The 23,169-nt window shown below is 42.5% G+C and carries 19 protein-coding genes; 6 read left to right on the plus strand and 13 right to left on the minus strand.

The features are described 5' to 3' along the window. The first annotated feature begins 102 nt into the window (after positions 1–102). The 3 genes from KS4_RS12280 to KS4_RS12290 all read left to right on the plus strand — a co-directional run bounded on the left by KS4_RS12280 (position 103) and on the right by KS4_RS12290 (position 2,772). Positions 103–1,173 (plus strand): thiamine phosphate synthase, encoded by a 1,071-nt coding sequence (locus KS4_RS12280; protein ID WP_145078474.1) that lies wholly within the window; start codon positions 103–105, stop codon positions 1,171–1,173. Between the two features lie 397 nt (positions 1,174–1,570). Further along, positions 1,571–2,182 (plus strand): DUF5343 domain-containing protein, encoded by a 612-nt coding sequence (locus KS4_RS12285; protein WP_145078477.1) that lies wholly within the window; start codon positions 1,571–1,573, stop codon positions 2,180–2,182. A 5-nt stretch (positions 2,183–2,187) separates the two neighbouring features. Next, positions 2,188–2,772, plus strand: coding sequence for a Swt1 family HEPN domain-containing protein (locus KS4_RS12290; RefSeq protein ID WP_145078480.1), 585 nt, complete (start codon positions 2,188–2,190; stop codon positions 2,770–2,772). A gap of 88 nt (positions 2,773–2,860) precedes the next feature. On the opposite strand, the gene KS4_RS12295 is transcribed toward KS4_RS12290, so the two are convergent. Continuing rightward, positions 2,861–3,637, minus strand: coding sequence for a hypothetical protein (locus tag KS4_RS12295; RefSeq protein ID WP_145078483.1), 777 nt, complete (start codon positions 3,635–3,637; stop codon positions 2,861–2,863). 325 nt (positions 3,638–3,962) lie between these two features. Continuing rightward, on the minus strand, positions 3,963–5,189 hold the full coding sequence (rho, locus tag KS4_RS12300; protein WP_390620439.1) for a transcription termination factor Rho: 1,227 nt from the start codon (positions 5,187–5,189) through the stop codon (positions 3,963–3,965). A gap of 774 nt (positions 5,190–5,963) precedes the next feature. Between rho and KS4_RS12305 the strand changes: the two genes are divergently transcribed. The 3 genes from KS4_RS12305 to KS4_RS12315 all read left to right on the plus strand — a co-directional run bounded on the left by KS4_RS12305 (position 5,964) and on the right by KS4_RS12315 (position 9,545). Next, positions 5,964–7,043 (plus strand): ZIP family metal transporter, encoded by a 1,080-nt coding sequence (locus KS4_RS12305; protein ID WP_145078489.1) that lies wholly within the window; start codon positions 5,964–5,966, stop codon positions 7,041–7,043. Between the two features lie 51 nt (positions 7,044–7,094). Next, positions 7,095–8,678: a 30S ribosomal protein S12 methylthiotransferase RimO gene (rimO, locus tag KS4_RS12310; protein WP_145078492.1), complete on the plus strand. Its 1,584-nt coding sequence runs from the start codon at positions 7,095–7,097 to the stop codon at positions 8,676–8,678. 174 nt (positions 8,679–8,852) lie between these two features. Further along, positions 8,853–9,545, plus strand: a complete 693-nt coding sequence (locus tag KS4_RS12315; protein WP_145078495.1) for a hypothetical protein — start codon at positions 8,853–8,855, stop codon at positions 9,543–9,545. Between the two features lie 62 nt (positions 9,546–9,607). On the opposite strand, the gene KS4_RS17655 is transcribed toward KS4_RS12315, so the two are convergent. The 11 genes from KS4_RS17655 to KS4_RS12370 form a co-directional block, all read right to left on the minus strand. Then, positions 9,608–11,041: a sugar transferase gene (locus KS4_RS17655; protein WP_200761219.1), complete on the minus strand. Its 1,434-nt coding sequence runs from the start codon at positions 11,039–11,041 to the stop codon at positions 9,608–9,610. A gap of 24 nt (positions 11,042–11,065) precedes the next feature. Then, on the minus strand, positions 11,066–13,492 hold the full coding sequence (locus KS4_RS12325) for a nucleotide-binding protein (RefSeq protein ID WP_145078498.1): 2,427 nt from the start codon (positions 13,490–13,492) through the stop codon (positions 11,066–11,068). Between the two features lie 411 nt (positions 13,493–13,903). Next, positions 13,904–14,806, minus strand: a complete 903-nt coding sequence (locus tag KS4_RS12330; protein ID WP_145078501.1) for an exosortase/archaeosortase family protein — start codon at positions 14,804–14,806, stop codon at positions 13,904–13,906. A 14-nt stretch (positions 14,807–14,820) separates the two neighbouring features. Next, positions 14,821–15,699, minus strand: a complete 879-nt coding sequence (locus tag KS4_RS12335) for a GlgC family sugar phosphate nucleotidyltransferase (protein ID WP_145078504.1) — start codon at positions 15,697–15,699, stop codon at positions 14,821–14,823. An 8-nt stretch (positions 15,700–15,707) separates the two neighbouring features. Next, positions 15,708–16,523, minus strand: coding sequence for a WecB/TagA/CpsF family glycosyltransferase (locus KS4_RS12340; RefSeq protein ID WP_145078507.1), 816 nt, complete (start codon positions 16,521–16,523; stop codon positions 15,708–15,710). A gap of 9 nt (positions 16,524–16,532) precedes the next feature. After that, positions 16,533–17,738: a glycosyltransferase gene (locus tag KS4_RS12345; protein ID WP_145078510.1), complete on the minus strand. Its 1,206-nt coding sequence runs from the start codon at positions 17,736–17,738 to the stop codon at positions 16,533–16,535. Beyond that, a complete protein-coding gene (locus KS4_RS12350) occupies positions 17,735–19,615 on the minus strand; it encodes a glycosyltransferase (RefSeq protein ID WP_145078513.1) in 1,881 nt (626 codons plus the stop codon). The genes KS4_RS12345 and KS4_RS12350 overlap by 4 nt, the downstream gene beginning before the upstream one ends. Then, entirely contained in the window at positions 19,612–20,607 is a 996-nt protein-coding gene (locus KS4_RS12355) for a glycosyltransferase family 2 protein (RefSeq protein WP_200761220.1), read from the minus strand. Before KS4_RS12355 ends, KS4_RS12350 begins: the two co-directional genes overlap by 4 nt. Positions 20,608–20,622: 15 nt before the next feature. Beyond that, the gene (locus KS4_RS12360) at positions 20,623–21,570 is read right to left on the minus strand and encodes an NAD-dependent epimerase/dehydratase family protein (RefSeq protein ID WP_145078516.1); all 948 of its coding nucleotides are present in this window, start codon (positions 21,568–21,570) and stop codon (positions 20,623–20,625) included. A 15-nt stretch (positions 21,571–21,585) separates the two neighbouring features. After that, complete coding sequence (rfbC, locus tag KS4_RS12365; RefSeq protein WP_145081636.1) at positions 21,586–22,134, minus strand: dTDP-4-dehydrorhamnose 3,5-epimerase; 549 nt, start codon at positions 22,132–22,134, stop codon at positions 21,586–21,588. 10 nt (positions 22,135–22,144) lie between these two features. Continuing rightward, complete coding sequence (locus KS4_RS12370) at positions 22,145–23,158, minus strand: NAD-dependent epimerase/dehydratase family protein (RefSeq protein WP_145078519.1); 1,014 nt, start codon at positions 23,156–23,158, stop codon at positions 22,145–22,147. Positions 23,159–23,169: the final 11 nt, after the last annotated feature.

Genomic DNA, 23,169 nt, shown 5'->3' on the forward strand with positions numbered 1-23,169 from the left:
TATTTAATCGGCTCAATTTCCATCTTCTCCCTCAATCTCCACGAATCACACCTAACCACCCGACACATTTGTTGCATATGTCGCGGGGGATAGAATACAGGCATGATGCAGGTCAAACGAATTATTGATGCCAACGCCAACCGTGTCCGAGAAGCCCTTCGGGTGATGGAGGAAGCGGCGCGTTTCCTCTTAAATAACAAAGACTTATGTTCACAGATCAAATCGATGCGTCACGATTTCGCTGCCGCCATCTCACAAATCCCCAATCTTGAATCTCAACGGGATACCACCGGCGATGTTGGCACAAGTGTTTGCACTGCAAGAGAATACGAACGATCAAACACAAAGGATGTCGCGATCGCTGCGGGTAAACGACTCAGCGAAGCACTTCGAGCGATTGAAGAATATGGCAAGGTGCTTGGGCCTGTAGGTGTCGATTTGGTACGTGCCGTCGAGCAACTTCGGTACCGTGGGTATACGGTTGAACAATCTCTAAATATTGCACTGTCATACAGTTGTGATGCAGATTGGCAGCTATGCCTATTGCTCACACGCGTGATGTGCGAGCATCACACATGGGAAGTGGTCTTGAAAGAAGCGATCAAAGGGGGCGTGGATTGCGTGCAAATACGTGAAAAGGAAGCAGAGGGCGGCTTAAGTGGACGCGCGTTAGTGATGTACTGCAAAGAAGTTGTGAAGATTTGTCATGCGGCTGACGTGGCGGTGATTGTCAATGACCGCGCGGATGTGGCGATGATGTGCGGGGCGGATGGGGTGCATGTCGGGCAGCAGGATGTTGGGTGTGATGAGTTGCGTAACCTCTTTGGTGGCCAAATGTTAGTTGGTGTGAGTACGAGTTGTATCGCGGAAGCGGAGCTGGCTTGGGAGATGGGCGCGAGTTATTGCGGGGTTGGGCCGATGTTTGCGACGACCACGAAGGATAAAAAAGTGATTGTGGGGCCTAAGTATTTGAACGAATATGGGTTATGGGGCAAGCTGCCAGGCTTGGCGATCGGCGGGATTGAGCCGAGCGAGGAGAAATTGGAGGCTTTGAGGGGTGCGGGGATGGGTGAGGAAGGGATGCGATTGGGGATGGCAGTGAGTGGTGTGATCTGCCGATCTGAGAAGCCGGGCGAGGTGGCTGCGGACTTAAAATCTCTATTCAATGGTTAGAAGGCATGTGCGCGCGTTTTGCGCAACGGATCAGGCAGCGTTTTTGTTAGTACCTGATTCGGTTGTGTTTATAGTTGCCTATCAAGAAAATGAGTGAAAATGCGCAAAGGTTCAAAATGAGCCGGTTTGGGTTGGTTTTGGTGAGTTTGGGTTGAAAACGATTCAAAAAATGAAAGAAATCATGAGTTGTGAGCTGTGTGCGCAAAAACGCGCCGCGCGTGGTGTTCGCTTTTGTGCGCGCATACCCGATCAAAAATCCATATCAAATTAAGCGTAGCCACACAAACACAATTACTGATTTACATGTACTCCAACATAACACATGGCTATAGACCGTCCAGCACGTTTCCGTTAATCTTTTTACAATAACATTGTTTCTTAGAATTGAGAAAACGTCATGAGCACCAAATTACCTTACTTAGCAACTCCCGGATCTATCACAAACGCTTTAGATAAAATCGCCAATGCGGCTACGCCGCCAATATGCAACAATGATTTCGTTAAAAGCAAACTTAAAATTAAAGGCGGAACTGGCAGTTCAATTGCACCATTTCTAAAAAAGATTGGACTAGTTGCATCTGACGGAACTCCAACAAAACTTTACAAGCAATTTCGCAACCCCGCCTCTGCAGGATCTGCAATAGCAGACGCGATCAAAATTGGCTACAAACCTCTATACGAAGCAAACGAATACGCTCATGAGTTATCAGATAAGGAACTCAAAGGTTTAATTATGGAAGTAACTGGGCTTGAGGGCAGTAATGCGTCAATGCAACGGATTTATGGCACATTTAAAAAACTCAATGAAAAAGCTGACTTTGAAAACCCAGTGTCCGATTATACCGAACCATCTACGAGCGATGAAACACAGAGAGTAACCCATAACAATCATTCTGAATTACCACTTAACATCGGATACACAATCAATCTCAATCTTCCCCCAACAACAAATATTGAAGTTTTCAATGCAATATTCAGCAGTTTAAAACAGCATTTATTGAAAGATTGATTGTTATGAGAACATCTGAGCTCAAATCGTTTGGAATGACTGCTCAACTAATTGAATCTGATATACAGAAAATCGAACACGATTACCAATTAGAATTGCAGCCTCCTAACGGTAAAGAAATTAATGAGAAATACTACCCACAGTTTGATCAATTAGTTAGAGATGATGCATCTAAAATGAGTAAGTATTACGAATTGTTCTATTGCCTAGAAAAAACAATTCGTGAATTGATTGCATTAACGCTTAAAGATTCTAAAAAACAATCGAATTGGTGGAATAACCATTCTATACCACAAAGAATTTTTGATGATGTAAACAAAAGAATGACGCGTGAACTTGATTCAGGCATAACATTACGCTCAGATCATGAAATCGACTACACAACTTTCGGTGAATTAAGCGAGATTATCAAACATAATTGGGATGAATTCGGTAGCATATTTTCAAGTTTACGAGCTGTAGAAAAAATACTGTCGAATCTAAACATACTAAGAGGGCCAATTGCGCATTGTGGTCATTTAGCTGAGGACGAAGTGCTACGATTAGAATTAAGCATCAGAGATTGGTTTAGAGCTATGGAACAAGCTTAATTTTTCATCAGATCTATTTAGATATTCACAAATCAATAAAGCTCAGCGCGGTGCTGAGCTTTTTTAGTTTATCCTAACTCATGGTTAGTTATCCTAATTGCTTACGACGAAGAAAGACTGGTGCGAGGGCGAGGAGGCCGAGAGCTGCAGCGGAGGGGGTTGGGACGGCGATTGCGGTTACCTCTGGATTTTGAGCGGCGAGGAATTGATCGTAATCGATGAGCTGGCCGTAGATGTTGAAAGAGCCGGAGGAACCGGGTGTGCCAGTTTCGAATGATTCGTTGATGTTATCGAATGACCTGCCGAGACCGACGAGTTGGAGTGTGGTGTCGATGCCGTTGAAGTTGTAGACAAAGTCGGGGTTCACGGTGTTATCTGTTAGTGAGTATGTGTCTGAGCCAAGAACTTGTGCGACATCGGGATTGGCAGGATCAATGAAGAGGCGTGCGGGGCCACCGTCTTGCACATTGAGGTCAAGCTGGAACTGTATGTAAGAGCCATTAAGTCGGGTAACAATGACGTTACGAATGGTATCGGGTGTGGTGCCTTCAATGGTTGCTTCACCGTTTGTATAGTTGATGGTGCCAAGAAGGAAAGTTTCGTTGAGTCCTACATCTTGAAAGCTATTTTGTATGCCGTTGGATTGATAGATATCACCATCATTGCGGTCGCCGGTTGTGGTTTGGCCAAGAAATCCCGTACGGTAATTTTCACGTTCGAAGGTGCCGCCAGTGTTTTCAGGACTGATGTATAGGGATGAAACGAATGATGAACCTGAGACCGTTGCGGCTTGTGTCGCGTTTACAGAGAGTAGCGTGAGCGCGGGAACAATAAGTGTTGTTGACAGGACTGACAGCTTTGACATTGGGGACTCCTGATCCTCAAGTGTGATGGTATAAGAACCATCTTCTATGTGTAACCATACATGTAGGCCGATACTAAAGGCAACGATAGACCTGACCAGCGAATTGCTGAGGTGAATATTAGGAATGATGAAATGGTAATCAAGTCGTGAAGGCAGTCATTAGATATGCGGATTTCGGTAAAATTATAGGGTAATCCGAAGCTGCGATGAAAGGGATGATATTCGTTTTGTGCGTATTGAGGGTAATCTGATCAATAAAAAAGCTCAACCATGTACGGCTGAGCTTCGTTTGTTTTTCAACTAACTTAATGTTTGCAGCGTCTGATTAGGCGCGAGCGGATGCCTGCGCTGAGGCGGGTGACTGTGGGTTGCCGACGAGGTCGCCGTTGGTTGGGAAACGTTCGAGGGCTTTGAGTAGTTGATCAACTTGCTGCACGGGAGGCATGTTGAGGAGTCGACGACGAAGTGCGTTGATGGTGGTGACTTCGTGAGCGGACATGAGTTTTTCTTCTTTACGTGTGCCGGAGGCTGCGAGGTCGATGGCAGGGAAGACGCGTTGCTCGGCGATCTTACGATCGAGGATGAGCTCCATGTTACCGGTGCCTTTGAACTCTTCGAAGATGACTTGGTCGCCACGTGAGCCGGTATCGACGAGTGCGGTGGCGATGATGGAGAGTGAACCGCCTTCTTCGAACTTACGGGCAGCACCGAAAAGTTGTTTCGGGATTGAGAGGGCGCCGGCATCGAGTCCGCCGGAGAGGGTGCGGCCAGTGTTTTGGAGGTGAGGTGAGGTGTTGAAGGCCCGGCCGAGACGTGTGAGCGAGTCCAAGAGGATGATGACATCCTTGCCCTGCTCTGCCCAGCGTTTGGCGCGTTCGATGGCGGCCATGGCGAGGCCGACGTGTCGTTCGGGGGTGTGGTCGTTTGAGGAGGCCCAGACGGTGCATGGAACGTTGCGACGGAAGTCGGTGACTTCCTCGGGTCGTTCATCGATCAGGAGCGCGACGGTCTTGGCTTCGGGATGGTTTTTTTGGATGGCGAAAGCGATATTTTGAAGCAGGGTCGTCTTGCCAGCTTTGGGTGGCGAGACGATCATGCCGCGCTGGCCGTAACCGATGGGGCAGAAGAGATCGATGAGGCGACATGAGGCGGGGCAGCCGGGGTATTCGAGTGTGAGACGGGGCTCAGGATCGATTGTGGTGAGGTCTTCGTATCTTGGATGTTCTGTGTTGACGTATTCGGAGGCTGGGATGCCATCGATCTTGATGATTTTGTTAACACGAAGGGCAGAAGGAGCGATTGCGTCGGGTTTGGGACGCTTGAATTGCTGCTTTTTGTGCTGAATTTTGCGTTTATTGTTTTTGTTGTTTGCACCACCCATGGGCTTGCCGAGTTCGACTTCGAGTTCGAGTCCGGGTCGCAGGCCGTAACGGTCGATGAGCTGTGCAGGGATGACGGGGTCTTCGGGGTCAGCGATGTATGTGTCGTTGAGTTGGCGAAGGCGTCCATCGACGCGAGTTAGAACTTCGAGTATCCCGGTTGCAGTTTTCATGGTCATTGTTCTTGTGTCGGCGAGAAGCCGAGTTGTAATCGGGGTCTATAAAATAAGTGTCGGCAATCAGCACGACGAGCCTAATGAGAGGCAAATATGCGATGATAATTTCTGTGAGAGGGTGAGTTTACCGAACGATGTGCTAGCGAGTTAAACAGCGCGTACGCAGTATGAGGTCATTCAGAGCTACATCTGAATGAATGGGAGAAGTACATTAAAAAAGCTCAAATCGTTATCGTAGGGTCGGTGGCCGTTATAAAAGATGTTACGGAAGGCAGCGAAAACCTGAGCTGCTGTATCACACACGGAACTGGCCTTAACGTTAACAGATTAAAAACTCTCCGCCGGTGTTTTGAGAATTTGCGTTGGCTTGTCAGGAAATGATCATGCGAATAATGCGTGATTATAACCGGAGGCAGCCGGTTTGATTGGGGTATGTTGCGTTATTGCTGATGTCGGTCAGGTGCCTTCCCCAAGGCAAGAGGCCGACTGCGTGTACGCCTCTGAAGGCGAGTCACACATGGGTTACCGGGAATGCCGGTGAGATAATCTAAGTTTTACATGGTTACGAGGGTAACTTCAAGTGTCATCGGCAAAATGGTGATTATTTCCTCTAAATAATTAGAAGTATCGGGTTTCAGGGGACTTAGGTAAAATATAGAATAGTGTTTGACTTTACTATTGATAATCATTTATCATGTGGTATCGCAATTGGATTAGACATCTGTCGATTTAGTCGATTTTTACTATCTCATATCGAATAATTGGTGAACAATGAACGGCACACTGTATTTTTATCTGAGCGTTTACTGTGTATTAATTTTGTTAGTATCGTTGTTTGGTGGCATCATCCCGATGATGGTCAAGCTGACGCATAGACGGATGCAGTTTGCGATCAGTTGTGTTGCTGGGTTTATTTTGGGGATCGCAGTGCTGATTTTGCTGCCAGGATCATTTGAGTCATTAGGGGAAGCGTTTTATGTGGCGAACTGGGTGATTGCGGGGATGTTGGTCATGTTTTTCCTGGAGCGTTTTTTCTGCTTTCATCACCATGATGTTGATGATGCGAATATTGATCATGCATCATGCAAAGATGCACCTGAGGGGATTCAAGCAGAAGTTGATCGTCACAAGCAAGGCGAGTGCGGATGTGCTCATGAACACCATCATGGTCAATCTGTGGATGGGAATGAGCAGATTAGCCTAACGGCTCATGAACACAAGCTGACATGGAGCGGGGCGGCAATTGGCCTGACATTGCACAGTATCATTGCAGGTGTCGCGTTGGCGGCTGCGATGGCGGGAGAAGGGGAAAGCGGCCGGTTTTGGCCGGGGATTGCAGTGTTTTTGGTTATCGTTCTGCATAAGCCGTTTGATTCGATGACGCTGGGAACGCTAATGGCGGCGAGCGGCTGGTCTAAGGGGTGGCGGCATATCGTAAATGGGCTATTTGCATTGGCGGTTCCGTTAGGTGCGGTGCTGTTTTTGCTGGGTGTTGGGGGAGGAAGTGATGTGCATGCGAATGCGATCGTGGGTGGCGCACTGGCATTCTCGGCGGGGGTGTTCTTAGTGGTTAGTCTGAGCGATTTGTTGCCAGAGATTCAGTTCCATCATCATGATCGGTTGGGTTTAACAGCGGCGCTGCTGCTGGGCTTGGCGCTGGCGTATGGGGTGGTGCTGTTTGGACACAGTAAGATGCACGGCGAAGATGATGGGCACAATCACGGGGCAAATGCAGCGGAAGTCCATGTGGGTGAGATGGAACGTGAGATACACATGATTGGTAATCAAGAAGCGGACGTGCATATTGAAGCCGGTGAGGTGGATGAGCATGCTGAACATGATCATGAGTAATACAAGACATAGAAGTGTATTGAAGCGTGAATATGGCTGAATCGCTGAGGAGTGGTTTGGACAACACGGGATCGCTATACTACCGATCCGATGAACACTGAAAATAAGACAAACGAAATGGCGACGAAGGCGGACTCGAAGATCGAGACCGTCTCGTTTGTCAGTTTAGGGTGCCCGAAGAACTTAGTTGACAGCGAAAAGATGCTAGGGCTACTGGCTGAGGATGGACTGTTGCCTGTTGACAGTGACGAGCCTGCAGATGCGGTTGTTGTCAATACGTGCGGCTTTCTTGAGGCAGCTAAGGATGAGTCTATTGGAGAGATCAATCAGGCTGTTGCTCTAAAAGAAGAGGGACTGGTCAAACGTGTGGTTGTGGCGGGGTGCCTGGTTCAGCGACAACGGGCGAAGCTGCTGGAATGGTGCCCGGGGATTGATGCAATGATTGGGGTGTTTGATCGAGATCGGATTATCGAAGCGGTCAAAGGCCCGACGGGTTTTGAGATCGGTAACGATATTGCCGTTGAATTGCCGGTGTATTCGAGTATCGCGGCGAATGCGGTGATTGCAAAACAACACCGAGAGATGGGGGATGAGGTCACAGGATATTTTGAAGAAGATGGCGGACGGATGCGTCTAACTGCGCGTCATTATGCATATCTTCGAATAAGTGAAGGATGCAATCAAAACTGTGCGTTCTGTACGATTCCATCGATCCGAGGGAAGATGCGCAGCAAGCCGGTCGATCGGATTGTGGGCGAAGCGCGTGAGTTGATGAATGATGGGGCATTCGAGTTAAATCTGATTGGTCAGGACACGACGAGTTTTGGGGATGATATTGGCTACGAAGCGGGGCTGGTTGGGATGCTTGAGGGGCTTAATGGTGTGGTGAAAGAGTATGGTGGTGGGTGGGTGCGTTTAATGTATGCGTACCCTTCAAAGTTTACGGATGAGATGGTTGAGGCTATCGCACGATTAGAGCATGTGGTGAAGTATATCGACATCCCACTGCAGCATATTAATGATGGGGTGCTAGATCGGATGCGGCGGTATACAAGTCGTGAGTGCATTGAAACGCTTCTTCGGAAATTGAAGGAAAGGGTGCCGGGGATTGCGATCAGGACGACTTTTATCAGTGGGTTTCCGGGCGAGACGGAAGAACAGCATCAGGAACTGGTTGAGTTCGTACGTGGGTTTGGTTTTGAGAACATGGGTGTGTTTGGATACTCGCCTGAGCCGGGAACTGTTGCAGGGACGATGTATGGCAAAGGCGATGCCGTTGATGACGAGACGATTGCAAGACGGATTGATGAGTTGATGATGACACAGCAAACGGTAGTGTTTGAGCGGCATGACGCGATGGTTGCGAATGAAGATGAAGTCGATGTTTTGATTGATGCAAAGACGGATAGCGTCCTGGAAGGTGAAGACGGTGATGTGGCTGGCGTGCTTTATCAGGGACGAACAAGTAGGCAGGCGCCACAGGTAGATGGTGTGACGTATGTGCATAGTGAGAGTGGACAGGAATATGCGTTAGGTGAGATTGTGAAATGCCGCGTGATTGGGTATGACGGATATGATTTGATTGCAAAGCCTGTGAGAGAATTAGAAAAACGCGTATCGCTACCTTTGGCATAGTGATTGGCATTAGATACGACTTAATTGAGCACGCTAGTTAGCGTGCTTTTTTATTAGTCGGATTGTAGGGGTTATGCGGGAAGAGAATACATGTTAATCGCATGATTGGATAAGTATGACTCATGTTTGCGGCTTGATGTGATATGCTTAAATATGAGATCAGAAGGGGGTCGTATGAGAAGAGAGCCGCAGATGTCGCATTGGCATAACAAACATGATGAAGGCTGGAGTGACGGCGTTGAACAGAGTGATGTTCGACGTGAGTTATACGCCAGAGCTGAGGCGAGATTGGAACTCGCAAGACAGCGGCTTGAGGAGGCTCGTCAAAAGCGAAATGGGACAAAAAAGGATAAGCCAAATTTAAAACTGGTTGGCCATATTGAAGATCGAGAGAAGCGATCAGAACGTAAAATTACGTTTTCTGATTCGGAGGTATCCAAGGCTAGACATGTCGAGATCGAGGATGAATCGAGTTCGTTTAGTGCACCTCATGGACAAATGGGCGATCCAATAACGGCAACGAATGATCCGAGATGGGTTTTGGCTGTACGTGTTGCTGCGGTTATGGAGGGGAGTATCGTTCGCCCTGAAGAACGTGAGAAGCTCATCAAAATGGGCCGCACGTTTGGAATGAGTGTGTTTGATTGCAATTTAGTGATTGCGATACTGCAAGATCAAGCGAGAAGAGGGAACCTGCCGGAGTATTGCCCACAATTAGCTCACAAGCAATTACAACTCATCCCCCTGCCCCGTCAAAACCCGCTTAATCAACCGATCGAAATGAATGTCGGGCTGCGGAATTCTATGATCGTAGCGGCGGTACTACTCATGGAAATTATTGGGTTGTGGGTCATGCTTAAGACTTAACACAATGATTTAAGTTGCACATTCGAAAGAGACAGACAGTTGCTCACGATCATGACGTGAGCTTATTTTATGCCTAGGATTTGCTTTGAGGTGAGTAGTATGAGCTTCATGTCTAAGTGAAAGGACATTTGCTCAACGTAAAGCAGGTCGTACTTAATCCATTCCTGAAAATCGAGACCTTCATCACGAGAACGATAAACTTGCCACATGCCAGTGATGCCGGGCCTGACTGAGAGACGCGCTTCACGCCATGCGGGGCAAAATTGATTTTCTGATTCAGGAGAAGGACGTGGGCCCACGATAGACATATGACCTAAGAGAACGTTTAAGAGTTGAGGAAGTTCATCAATGTTGAGTTTACGGATGAGACGTCCGATGGTTGTGTGCCTTGGATCTTTTTCAATATAGAAGTGAGGGCCATCTGAAACATTTTGCTGCTGTAGTTTTTGTTTAATTTCTTCTGCATTATTACGCATAGATCGGAACTTGATACAAGGAAATTGTTTACCATGCATGGTTTCTCGGGTATGGGCAAAAAAGAAGGGACGGCCATCTTCGATGTAAATGGCGAGCATCACAATCGGGAATATTGGGAGAAGTAAAATAAGAATCAATAATGAAAAAACGATGTCGAATGCTCGTTTTATAAAACGTTGAATGGTCGTGAGTCTACGTGGTTTAACATCATAGTATAAGTCCTTCGATGTTACGTTTGGTTCAATCGGATCCCATGTAAATTCGCTTGGTTTGGGGCGGTGTTGTGGGTCATCCCAGAGTATAGCTGGCCCAACGACTGTATGTACGGAATCTATGTGTCGGCCTGCACCAATCCATATAGGGCCAACAAAAACTGTTTTGCCAGTATCAATCTGAAAATCTGCCATTCTCCAAACAGGCAATTGGGCATTGATTCTTTCGGTCGATGGAATAGTTGTATCTGGACGCCGCCAAATATTTACAAGCTGTCGCGTGTATTGATTGCATTCTGAATTTCTAGTTACGTCAAAAACAGTTGCAGGAATCGAAACCGCGGCACGATCAATCTGAGATATTTCTTTTCGTAGTTGATGCCAAGCTTTGTGAATGTCCTGAAATCTTTGCCATGATTCCGCAATGACAGGATCTGGGGTGAGTGCGACACGTGTAACTTTTCGGTTTGCTGAAGGATAGAGCCGTTCGAATCGTATAAAACGATCATTTTCGTCGGTAACGATCCGTTCCTTGTATGCGTGCTCAAGCTGGTCATGGAGACGCAAGATGAGTAAGTGTGGGCGAAGCCAATTGAGAATGTCATGGATTTGCAGGAACTTGAATGTGACGAGTGAGGTTTGATCCAGGAGTAAATAAAGTTCTGCAGTGTGGTTAATTTGCGTGTGCTGATTGACTCGTACAACCTGAATATTGCGCGCAGCCCAAAAACGGTCATGGAGCTGAGATGTATTCAATCCCCATATCGTTTTTTCATTTACATGGTGTGCGTTTGAGTTCGTGATCATTGAATGAAGCTGCCTAACAATGTGTTAGGCTGGCCGTTTTGATTTTACAGTACCATAGGAAGCGACCGCAGATGCGAGCGGGCCGAAACGTTCAGATTGTTGCTGCGTGAATACACTTGAAGGTTTGTAATCATGTGAAATGCGAGACTGGGCGGCAGACATTGTGGCATAGGATGTTTTCTGCATATCCTCACTCAACGCGTGATTAAAGACGACACCTGCAATTTGAGCTTTGAGCGTATAGAGATGCTCAAATGATTTAGTGGTCAAAGATTTTTGATCACCTCTTGAGACGACCATGATTACGTTGTCAACCGCTGCGGCCATAATGGAAGCTTCAAGTGAACCAAGAACTGGTCCCGTATCAATCAAGATTACGTCGTAGTATCTTTTGGCTTGTTGAACGAGTTTACTCAATTCGACAGGCGAGAGTTGTCCTGCATGATGGGGTTTTGCATCGCCGATAGGGAGAACAAAAAGGTTATCAATATCAGTCGGGCCTGCTGCATCTCGAACATTTAGACCAGAGCAGGCATCAAGTATGCCAACGGATGTTTCACTTTGCATTGCAATTGCTTGCGCAACTTGCTCTTCAGTCGCAATGCCTCGATCAATAATAAATTGCTTTTCCGATATGTCTCGATTACGCGTTGCTAACTGAACTTCATGAACATGCTGCTCAGTAATAATCTCTTGTGTGAAAAGAATTTCAGCAATTGATCTATTAACATGCGCATCTAAACGTCTTGTAAGACCGCCAGCAACAAGATCGCAGTCAATCAGTAGTGTTTTTGAACCCGTGGCAGCGAATGAAAGACCTAAAGCTACGGACATGGATGTTTTACCAGAGCCTGCCGCGGGGCCGGTGATGGCATAAGCTATGCCTTGATCCTTGTCAGGATTGGATGCAATCTGTAGCAAGGTACGTATGTGATGGACGGCGTGCGATGCGATTGCAGCTTGTTCGGGATCTGCAAGCTCTGTAGGTAAAGTCGGCAATACGCCCAGCATTCGAATGTCCTTGAAGCCAACCTGAGCGTCTTCAACATGCCGTAAACGACGATCAGCAAGACCGATTAACAGAACGATACCCACGCCAAATCCAGCGCCACCACCAAAACCGATGATGCCAAACTGGACTCGTTTAACGGTGTTGTACGGCTCGAGCGGAAAATCACCTGAATTAAGTACATGAACAGTTTGTTCAACAGGCTGCTCAACCTCTAGCCGTTCAAGACGCGTTGTTGAAAATGTTAAGTCATCCTTCGTTTCACCAATTTCTTCATTGATTTGAGCGATTTTGTTAATACGCTCTGCAAGCGTTAGTGCTGAAGCATCCTTATCAGAAATTTCATCTTCAAGTGCTTGTTCACGTGCCCGTAATTGCTTCAATGGTGACTGCGGAACTCCTGCCCCATCTAGTGCTAATCCACTTCCTGAAAGAACATACTGATCAATTTGGCGTTTCACAGCCTGAAGTTCAGCCTTCGTATTACGTACTTCTGTGTGCCCCGCTCCAATACCACGCGTATCAAACATATGCAATCTGGATTCGAGTAGCTCCTTTTGATTGAGTAAGGTGCGGATCCTTGGATCTGTTTGTGCTAACTGCGCTACGATAGCGTCTGATGCCATTGTTCCTTCATCAGGCAATTGATCATCTTTATCTTCTGCATCAACATCATAGCTCGGAACAAATGACTTAATTTTTGCTTGTAACTCACGTAACTCATCTTTGATCGTTTGAATGTTCTTTCTTAAGTTGTCATGTTCGACGATAAGAGTCGTTTCAGTTCCGTACTCACTGATCAGGAAACTTTTTTCCTGTTGTAATCGTGAAATACGATTTTGCTGAGTTTGACGAATATTACGGATTTGGCTGATCTTATCTGAATCTCGTCGTTCATCTCTTCTCTGTGTATATGCTAAATATGCATCAAGAACTGATTGAACACCTGCTTGCGCTTTTTCTGGCGTACCGGCAACAAAACTAAAGTTGATCACTTCCTGCTTGCGTGGATGCAGAACCAAAAGGTCTTTATCAAAAACTTGCAGTGCCTGCTGTCGCGGGAGTTTGCCAAATTGTCGTTCGAATCTAGGATCGACTAATGCCTCATTCAAAACCTGTGGAGATTGGATGAGCTGCACTTGAGCTTCCATGTAAGCATCGAATGTACTGATTTGAAATGGTGTATCTACGTCGTTATATAGTAAAACATCTCGTGATTGAGGAATCTGAATCTGTGCACGTGATTGAAATTCATGCCCCTTACGAAAATATCCTGCCATACCGCCAGCTATACCGAAAATCGCAGCCAATACGATAGCCCAATGATATCTCCCTCGTAATAACATGAATATACGGTTGGTTTGCCGAGGCTCATCTTTCGCATCCATACCGTCCCATGCGGTCATTCCAAATTGTGCTAAATCATCATTCTTTTGAACCATGGTGATCTTTCAATTGATCAAAAAACGTTCAGAAATTTCGTATGGATCAAGGCATTCAAATCGGATGGTATCTATTGTCTAAATTGCTATACATCAATTTAACGCACGTAGATGACATCTGGCCCATCTCATATGATAGTATTGTCACTTACACGTTATCCCATTTTATAGAAATATTAGTAAATACATTTATAATGGGAAGCACACATACCTATCCCTCTAATCTATTTATCGTCCATATTCACCCCTATGCTTGCTCGTATACATTGAAACACCCGAACATATAAAAAGTTCTGATATTATAGTGTAAATTGATCGTATCTATTTGTTTTGTACATGCTTAAGAAGATGCATACTATAGGGTTTATACTGATTTCCGCTAATCGTTTGTCACTCAAATAATCAGTCGATCTAAGTATCTTTTGGTATGGAAAAGCGATTTAAGGGTATCGATGTCCAAAGAAGCAATCTAATTACCATATATAAAACTAATACAGTTAAAATCAATGTGCCCCATGCTATATATGCCATGAAATGATAAACACTAATTGGATCGTATACGTTATACATCCATGTCGTCGCTAGAGACCTAATGATATTAACAAATAAAGCGATGAACGGACTGCTTCCAATGACTATTAGCCTAACAATTGGCCGAAGCGGCATTCCAAAAGCAAAGGCATATGACATCAAAAGAAAAGTCATAAAGAGAGCAACAACTCTGCCAGTATGAGCGATAGAAATTGGAATTCCATCATCATTGAAAAGAAGCATACCCTCTCGTTGTATCTCTACACCCATGAGGCCATAAATGACTTGAGTAACATCTGTCGTAGCAATTTGAACCGGAAGCGATACAACAGAGGCAACTGGAGTAGGTACTGGGATGAGAAAAACCAATACTACAAAAGCTGGCACAAATTTTGAAAGTACATCTGTACCTACAACTGACACCCCACATCCAAATACAATTAGAAGCGCTCCTATCATCCAAATCGTTGCAACATTCAAATTTTGCCCATATGCATAGATAAACCAACCGGCCAAAACTATTAATGGACCAACCCATGTTGAAACGGGTGCACAAAATCTCATTCGATGCCTTCGAACATAAAACAACCAAATTGAGATGAAAGGAATTAAGATTACATACAATGCGTGTTGATAATAAACCGCGGTCAACCAAATTGTCTGCCATGCAAGTCTTGTAAAAAAGCATCCTATCACAAGCATAATCACAAGAAAAGCTAGGTGCATCATTGTCCATCCATTACGTGACAGTACCCTTGGAACAATGTATATTTTCTGACTCATACCTTACATACTCTTCACACAATGATCGTATCAACAACAGATTGTTTAGGCTTCACGATCCCAGTTGAGGTAATTAGTGAGCGAACAATAACTGCATGCTCGCTTACATTTGCACCCCGCAAAATAACCGAATCATGAATTTGTGCAGTCGAATGAACATTCGCACCTGACTCTATAATAGAAAATAGCGGCATCCAATCTTCATCATTTAGTTTCGTTCCTGTAACAATATGACCATTTAATAATTTAATGGCGTCAATATAGTTATTTAGTGTGCGTACTGGATACGTACGTAAACAATCCGACCGATGTACTTTAACATCACGTTTTAAAACAATTTTCGGTAAAGCTTGTTCCTTGAAATCTACAAAACCAACTTTATTAATATCCTTAAGAACCTTTGCACGTATAAGTATTACATCCAAAGGAGTATCATCTTTTTGAGAAGCAATAACAACATCGGAATTGGCTACAATCATTTCCGAAATCAGATCTTTAACAGATCCAACCATGATTTGTGATGCATTCATTATCAGCAACAAATCTTCGTCATCGTATTCTTCTGAAATATCTCTCAATATTCCACCAGTACCACGAAACTCATTTGGATCAAAATCAAATTGAATCGCAAAATTTGCCACACTAGTCAAATCCGATTTAATTCTAGGCGATCCTCTATCTAATATAAATCGAAGTATAGCATCCGGCTGACCTAAACTATCAAACGCATTACTTAACATTAACACAAATCGAGTAATAATTGTCTCATCTTCTGAAACAGGTAAATCTAAAAAATTCTTAGTTGTTTTTTTACGTAAATCTGTCGCACGTACAGAACCAGCCAAAACAATGGCCGCTTTTATACATTCATTTTTGGAGGTACATTTACTCATACTAATAATCACGATCGCTGAGTACCAGAATATCGTTTTAACAATGACGCTCCCAAAAGACTCATGCCGAAAGGTATCCCACGAATTAGATATCTACCGGCTAAACGTCTAGGTTCCTGGACAAACCGGTGTATCCACTCTAAACCAATTTTCTGAATCCATGACGGAGCTCTCTTGACATCACCAGCAATAAACGAGAATGAAATTCCAACTCCAATAAACCAAACAGATGGGAAACGTACTCTTAGCTTTGCAATTAACCTTTCCTGCTTAGGCGACCCCAAAGCAACATACACAATATCTGGCTTTGCAACATCTAATTGCTGAACAATCATTTGAAGAACGTTATCACTCAAATTATTGACAATAATAGGTGAAAACACACCAACTATTTCAATATGATCTATTGTACGTTGAAGATTAGCCGCTGCCTTTTCAGCGGTATTATTTGCGCCACCTAATAGGAAAATTTTTTTGTTTCTGATTGCGGCATTACTTGATAAACTAATCGTTAGTGTTGACCCAGCAATTCGTTCCGGTAATGGTGTTCTTTGCAATCTACTTGCCCAAACTAATGGCATACCATCTGCCACAGTAAGATCTGCATTAGCACATAAATTAAAAAAATCTTGATCATGAACGAGTCGATACAGATGATCTAAATTCGGCGTTACTATCCACCCGCCTCTGTTATCATCCAGTGAGTTCAAGACGTAATTAATACAATCCTTCTCCGAGATTGCGTGAATAGTAATGCCATAAAGCCTAATGGTTGGCAAATCACTATCTCTCCCATTGAATTGTTTCTGTGTAATATAATTCATAAATACTATCTACGACGTTCGTTTTGTTTTATTCCATCCTGAATAATTACCCAGCATTGCACGCAAGTATATTGGTACTTTGCGTATCATATACTTTGGTAGACGCCACCATAGACTCTTTAACACTCTGTCCTGATCATGCCACCAGATTGCATAGAAGAATATAATGACAAAAATTATATTAGTAACAAAAAGCAATAATACTGGAAGATAATAGTCAAATACTATCGATAGTATGATCGTAATAAATTCTATTACGAACAAAAGCATAAAATAAAGTGCTAATGGAGGGAATACTAAATCAATACAAAATAGTAGCAAAGACAGTTTGGGGGACTTATACATTTTTTTAATAAATTGAGGAACAAATTCGGCAATAATTTGGATATGCCCATGCTCCCAACGTTGTCTCTGAAGATGAATATCTACATCATTGCGAGGCAAATCCGAATTTATAAAACTACAATCAAGAATAGGTGCTTTATCAATTAACATAAAGTCAATACCCATCTTCATGTCTTCAACAATATGTCCATGATCAAAATTATAATCTAGAAAAAGATTGTTAGGCAAAGCAAATCCAGATCCTGTAACATTAGCCATTCCAGTTATATTATATAGTCCTATAGCCCGCATTTTATTTTTAATATAAAAAGCCAAAGCCGACATACTGGCATAATCTGAATCAATGTTAGGAAAATTCAATGTATATATTGATTGAACAGGTCGTTGCTGCTGCACTGCTTTAGTCGTAACTTGTTTGATTAAGCCGGAGGATATTTCACAATCTGCATCAATGATAACAACTGCATCAAATGTTTTATCCTTCAAGTAATTTTGAGCAGCGGCAATAGCATAACTTTTACCTATTTGGGAAGAATCATCTACAGTAATAATTTCATCGGTATAAACGCTTGAGAGTTCCACAGTATGATCATTACAATTGTGAGCTACCACAACAAGAATGTCATTTTCGTCAATTTGATTGCATATATTCTTCAACGTCCTTGAAATACAGGCTTCTTCATTATGCGCAGGTACAACGACAGCAATTTGATTTCTCAAATCTAATTTTGAGTCATCACAATTCAAAGATACTACTGAATTATTGATATTCTTTAATGATAGTAATAGCTCTAAAATTAGAAACCATAACGAACCAGCTGTAAGTACAACTGCAAACCAAATTATGACGTATGCAATATCCAAACTCATGACTTTCTAGTGCTTTTATAGTCAATAATTTCATTATTCTTATACTTGTATAAGTAAAATTTCAACTGACCCAACATTGCTGGCAATTTGCCTATTGTGAGATAGAAAGCATTAATTATACGTAGTTTTTTCGAGTATTTTCCGCCACTTTCAATACGATATAGTTTTATAAAATGCCAAACATAAATAATTAGAATAATCAAACTATAAGGCAGATATACAAACGATATAATGGGTATCAGCAAGCCGTATATCCATATATTAAGTGTTTCTCGAACCCAATGCCTTTCGGGTTTGTTCCCATGCATCGCTGCGCCCTGCGCAAAACCCCAGCCAGATCGAACTGTACGCATCCACCATTGCGAAAAACTGTGTATATCAGCATCATGAAATGTCATATCAGCATCAATTCGGTATATTTTCCAGCCATTCTTACGAATACGAATACACATCTCCGGCTCTTCACCACAAATCATTGTCGTATTAAATCCACCTACCTGAAATAGAGCATCTAACCTGCAAAAAGCATCTCCGTGGCAATATTTAGCCTCGCCAACAGGGGTATCCCATTCAAGATCAATCATTTGGTTGTATATTGAAGCTTTCGGATACTTTTCATTTCTTCGACCACTAACAATTGCTACTTCTGTGTGATTCTCCATATAATGATATGCCTTATCTAACCAACCATCATGCAACTCACAATCACCATCGATGAACTGTATATACTTAATATTAGAGTAATTTTCTTTCAAGTAGGTAAAACCGGCGTTACGTCCCCTAGCCATATTCATTGGCTGACTTTCATCTAAAACAACAACATCAACATTATGCTGCCTGGCATATTCGCAACTACCATCTGTTGAACAGGAATCGACGTAAACAATATAGTTTGCTTGATTCAAAACTGATTCAATCGATTTTTTTAAACGTTCGCCTTCATTCCTGCCAATAATGACCACACCAATATGGTCACTTGCTGACGCGTACTCAACACACATTAATTTATGATTCGTCCATGTAAAATGTCTTAACTTCTTACTTTCATCTGAAAAATTGCAACAATTTAATTCTAGATCGAACCATTTATTAATTAATTCCAGATCATTATTAAATATAAGTTCTAACCTATCTAAGCGATCTGGTGAAATTTCCGGCCGGCCTTTCATCTGCCAAAATTGTTTGATTTTATTTCGGTATGATGCTGAAATGTAATGATGCCTTATATACGTAAACAACTTAGAATATACAATTAAATCACGAAATGATGAAACACGTTCTCTTTTCTTCGAAACATTACTATGAGCATTTTGATAAGCTATTGCCTTATCATGATATCCTATAAAATCACACACATCATGAAGTACGTTCTCTTGGTTACGAATGAAATACTCAAATGATAGTAACTGTATATTGCTAGTACCAAATAGTTCAATATATGGCGTAAGCTGATATGCAAATCTAGAATACGATATCAATCTTGGATATCTATCGATTGCGGTATTGATATCTTCTTTTATCGTTTTCTCAGTCCATTCATGAATGTACTGAGAAATTAGTCGCTCTATCGGGTGCCTAATAATGTAAATAATTTTCACATCGTTCTTATAATCGAATAACCTTTTTGTTGTTATTGGATAGGTTGGTAATTTTGTATAATGTGTACTTGACTCACCTGTTAAATCATAAGGATTTGCATTCTCATAAAGAGATTCATACCAATCTACACCATTAATATAAACATCATCATCACTGAAATAATTAGGTTCTTTTGGCTCAGTCATGAAAACACCATTTTGTAGTGCAAGCAAATCATGCAAAGATGTTGTTGCACACTTCATAGCGCCAATGATTATGAAATCCGGGTACTTATTCATTTACCGGGAACACCTGATGTTTTAGAAATTCGTAAAGGATGAGACCAATTCGTCCAAATATCTTTAGCTTGTTCATCACAGATATGCGGAGTTTTATGGCCAAATATTTCCCTAATCAATGAAAGAATACGCCCAATTGACCATAGTATGTTCGTCAGCCACAGCCCTGGTACTGAGTAAAATTTTGCAAAGTACCTTGCTCGTGAAGCATAGAAATAAGATGGTCTTTTCTTCAGTTCCTTCGTCAAAGTTTTAACGGGATTACTTTGCCCACGCAAATGAATCACCCGAGCTGCAGGCCAATTTAAAACTGACCAACCATGCTGGCGTGCGCGGCGGCAAAAATCGGGGTCATCAAAATATAAAAAATATCCCGGATCTAGTAAGCCGATCTCTTGAAAAACTGAGCACTTTATTAGCGCACAAGCGAAAGTTGTCCATTCCGGTTCAGTTGGAGAATCCGAGATTTCAACCGGAACATCATACGATTTAAGTATTCTAGTAATGAATCCAGTATGTGCTGCATCAATAAATTCACTTAATGGATTAATGAAATTAAAACAACTAATTTGCGGTGTTTCATCAGGCCATTCAAGACGTGGACTAACAATACCAGCTTTTGGATTAGATTCTACAGCCGCCATTAATTCTCGAATTGCATCGACACGCAAAATAGTATCCGCATTTAGAAGCAAAAAATTCTCTGGCGGCTTATCCCATTTCAATGCATCCTGTAAAATGACATTATTTCCACCTGAAAAGCCCCGATTTGGCATGACCGCTTTTAACCAGCACCAACTGTTCCATCGATTCTCTTCAATAAATTGATTGATCCTGCATGCATCAGTTTCACTTGTACCATTCTCACATATAGCAACACGTACGCCTGACACATCATCGATTTGAGTACTAATAGACTTAAGGCAATTTAATGTAAGATCTGTGGCTCTATAATTAACTATTACAATTAATAATTTTATTGTCTCTGACATGTTCCGAACTCCACATCAGTTATTGCTAAGCTGATATTTATAATCGTAGTAGTTAGCTAATTCATCCCATGCATCAGATTCATTCCAAGATGGAACGTATGACATTGCAGGCGATGTATTAAATCTTAACCTTGGTTCGCCAAAGACATCTTGAAATGCAAATCGACATTGTAGATGTACGTCTAATCTACGACCAATCTCATATGCAAATCGCGTTGCGAAAGCTCCTTGCGTTTCAACATATCCGCTCGGATTTATATTTATGCACCGCCCGGAAGATGATGCAAACTCAACTGATTTTACGTACGCATTCGCCAACAATGATATGTGAATATTATCTCTAACGTAATCAGGCGTATTAATTATAGGTACCGTATTTTCTGCCCATGATTTACAAAGATAATTTGTAAAGCGAGGTTCTTCAAGCATACCAAAAGGATTTGGAATAACGAACTTACTCACATTTATGTTCAACATATTCCCTAAATATTCTGCAATCTGAAATGACATTCCTTTTGAAAATCCATATGGATTAAATGCCTCTAATACAGAATCTCCCATACCTTCGTTTTGTTCAAAAACACTTCCTGTCATAACTAAATGATTGCACGACTTCGACTTTAATTCTGACATAACCGTGTACATGTTATAGCAATTATGATGAACTGCGGAAGCGATATCAAACGACAATGTTTTGTAACCCTCCACATCTGCCGCATGATGACATAGCACGTCCCAATATTGTGATTTCTGTATCAATTTTATGAATCGTTCATTGCCGAAGGAAGTATTAAAAACACATTCGACTTTATTCTCAAATACATCTATACGTTTTTTTCTAAGATCAATATAATCTGACTCTGATTGCCGAAATATAGCTGTAACCTCATGACCTTGCTCCACAAGTTGCTTTACAAACCAGCAGCCAGTAAATGAGCTTGCTCCAGTAAACAGAATTTTCATTTTAAATTCTCCTGTTCATACCGAATGGTGGAGCGTTCTATCAAAATCCGGATGATTTAAATCTTTCTCTGAAAGAACAGTAGGTTGTATTGGCCACTTAATATCGAATTCCGAATCGTTATATCGAATCCCTCTTTCATGTTCAGGGGCATAAAATTCATCAACAAAGTAAAATGCCTCAGTATCATTTTCGAGAGTAATGAACCCGTGCGCGAAACCTTTAGGTACGTACATCATTTTTCTGTTGTTGGCTGATAGTTCCTGCCCAAAGCTTTTGCCAAACGTTGGAGAATCTGTACGTAAATCTAGAATCACATCATAAAGCGAGCCTCGAATTGTTCGAACAATTTTCGTTTCAGCATATGGCGCAAGTTGATAGTGCATCCCCCGAAGTGTTCCTACTTCTGCACTTAATGAATTATTAATTTGAACAAAGCCAGTTACTAAACCATGCTCTTCAAATTCACGCTGGCAAAAAGCGCGAGCAAAAAAGCCTCGTTCATCACCGCGTTTCTCTAGCTCAATGATATATGCACCAGATAATGGTGTTTCTGTAAAAATCATATTACAAACCTTATCTAATTTGAAAAGCATCAAGCTTATTCAATCGCTTTTGTAATGTTCGAAGACGTACAAACTGACTTCCATTAAAATCATGCTCATTAAAACCATGATCAATCATTGCTTTATGCAATTCATCCATTCCTAACTTCAAATCATATTCCAATTTAAATTCCGGCAATACATCATTTAGCTTATCAAACTTAACGCGATAATTTCTTGGATCGTGCCCGACTTCACCTGTAAAAACAATATCTGCATTAGGCATAAGATGCTCAACGTAATCAGCAACATCTTTCACCTGATAATTTTCTGAGTTGCCACCGATGTTAATCGCCTGATTATGGATTACCTCTTTTGGTGCATGCAAAAAAGCATAAAACGCGTTTGCAATATCTTTGCAATGAATAAGTGGCCTCCAGGGTGAGCCGTCACTTTGAATTCTGATTTGATTAAAAGCTATCGCTGAACCTAATAAACTATTTACCACTAAATCAATACGCAGCATTGGAGAGTAGCCATATGCCGTTGCATTCCTCAGAAAGGAAGGAGTGAAACCATCATCAGCCAACTTGGATACTTCTAGTTCTGTATCAATCTTTGATTTTGCATAAGCAGTCAACGGATTGAGTGGGTCGGTCTCTTCTAGATCTAGCTTTTCACCCTGCCCATATACAGAACATGAACCTGAAAAAAGGTATCGTCCCACGCCTGCAGTCTTTGCTAGCTGCGCAATGCGAATAGACGCGTCGCGATTTATACTGTGTGTAATCTCCGGGTTAATATCGCCCATTGGATCATTTGATATGGCTGCTAAGTGCATAACACAGTCATGCGTTTCGAGATCTTTTGCCGTAATTGCTCTAACGTCTTTGACCAAATCAACGTCAGGCATCACGCATTGATCCCACTCGCATCCTTCATATAAACCAATGTCACAACCAGTAACATGGTGTCCAGCTTGTTTGAGAATGTCCACCAAATGAGCACCGATATACCCTTTATGTCCCGTTACAAATACTCTCATACTCTATTACC

The sequence above is a fragment of the Poriferisphaera corsica genome (genome assembly GCF_007747445.1).
GTDB lineage: Bacteria > Planctomycetota > Phycisphaerae > Phycisphaerales > Phycisphaeraceae > Poriferisphaera > Poriferisphaera corsica.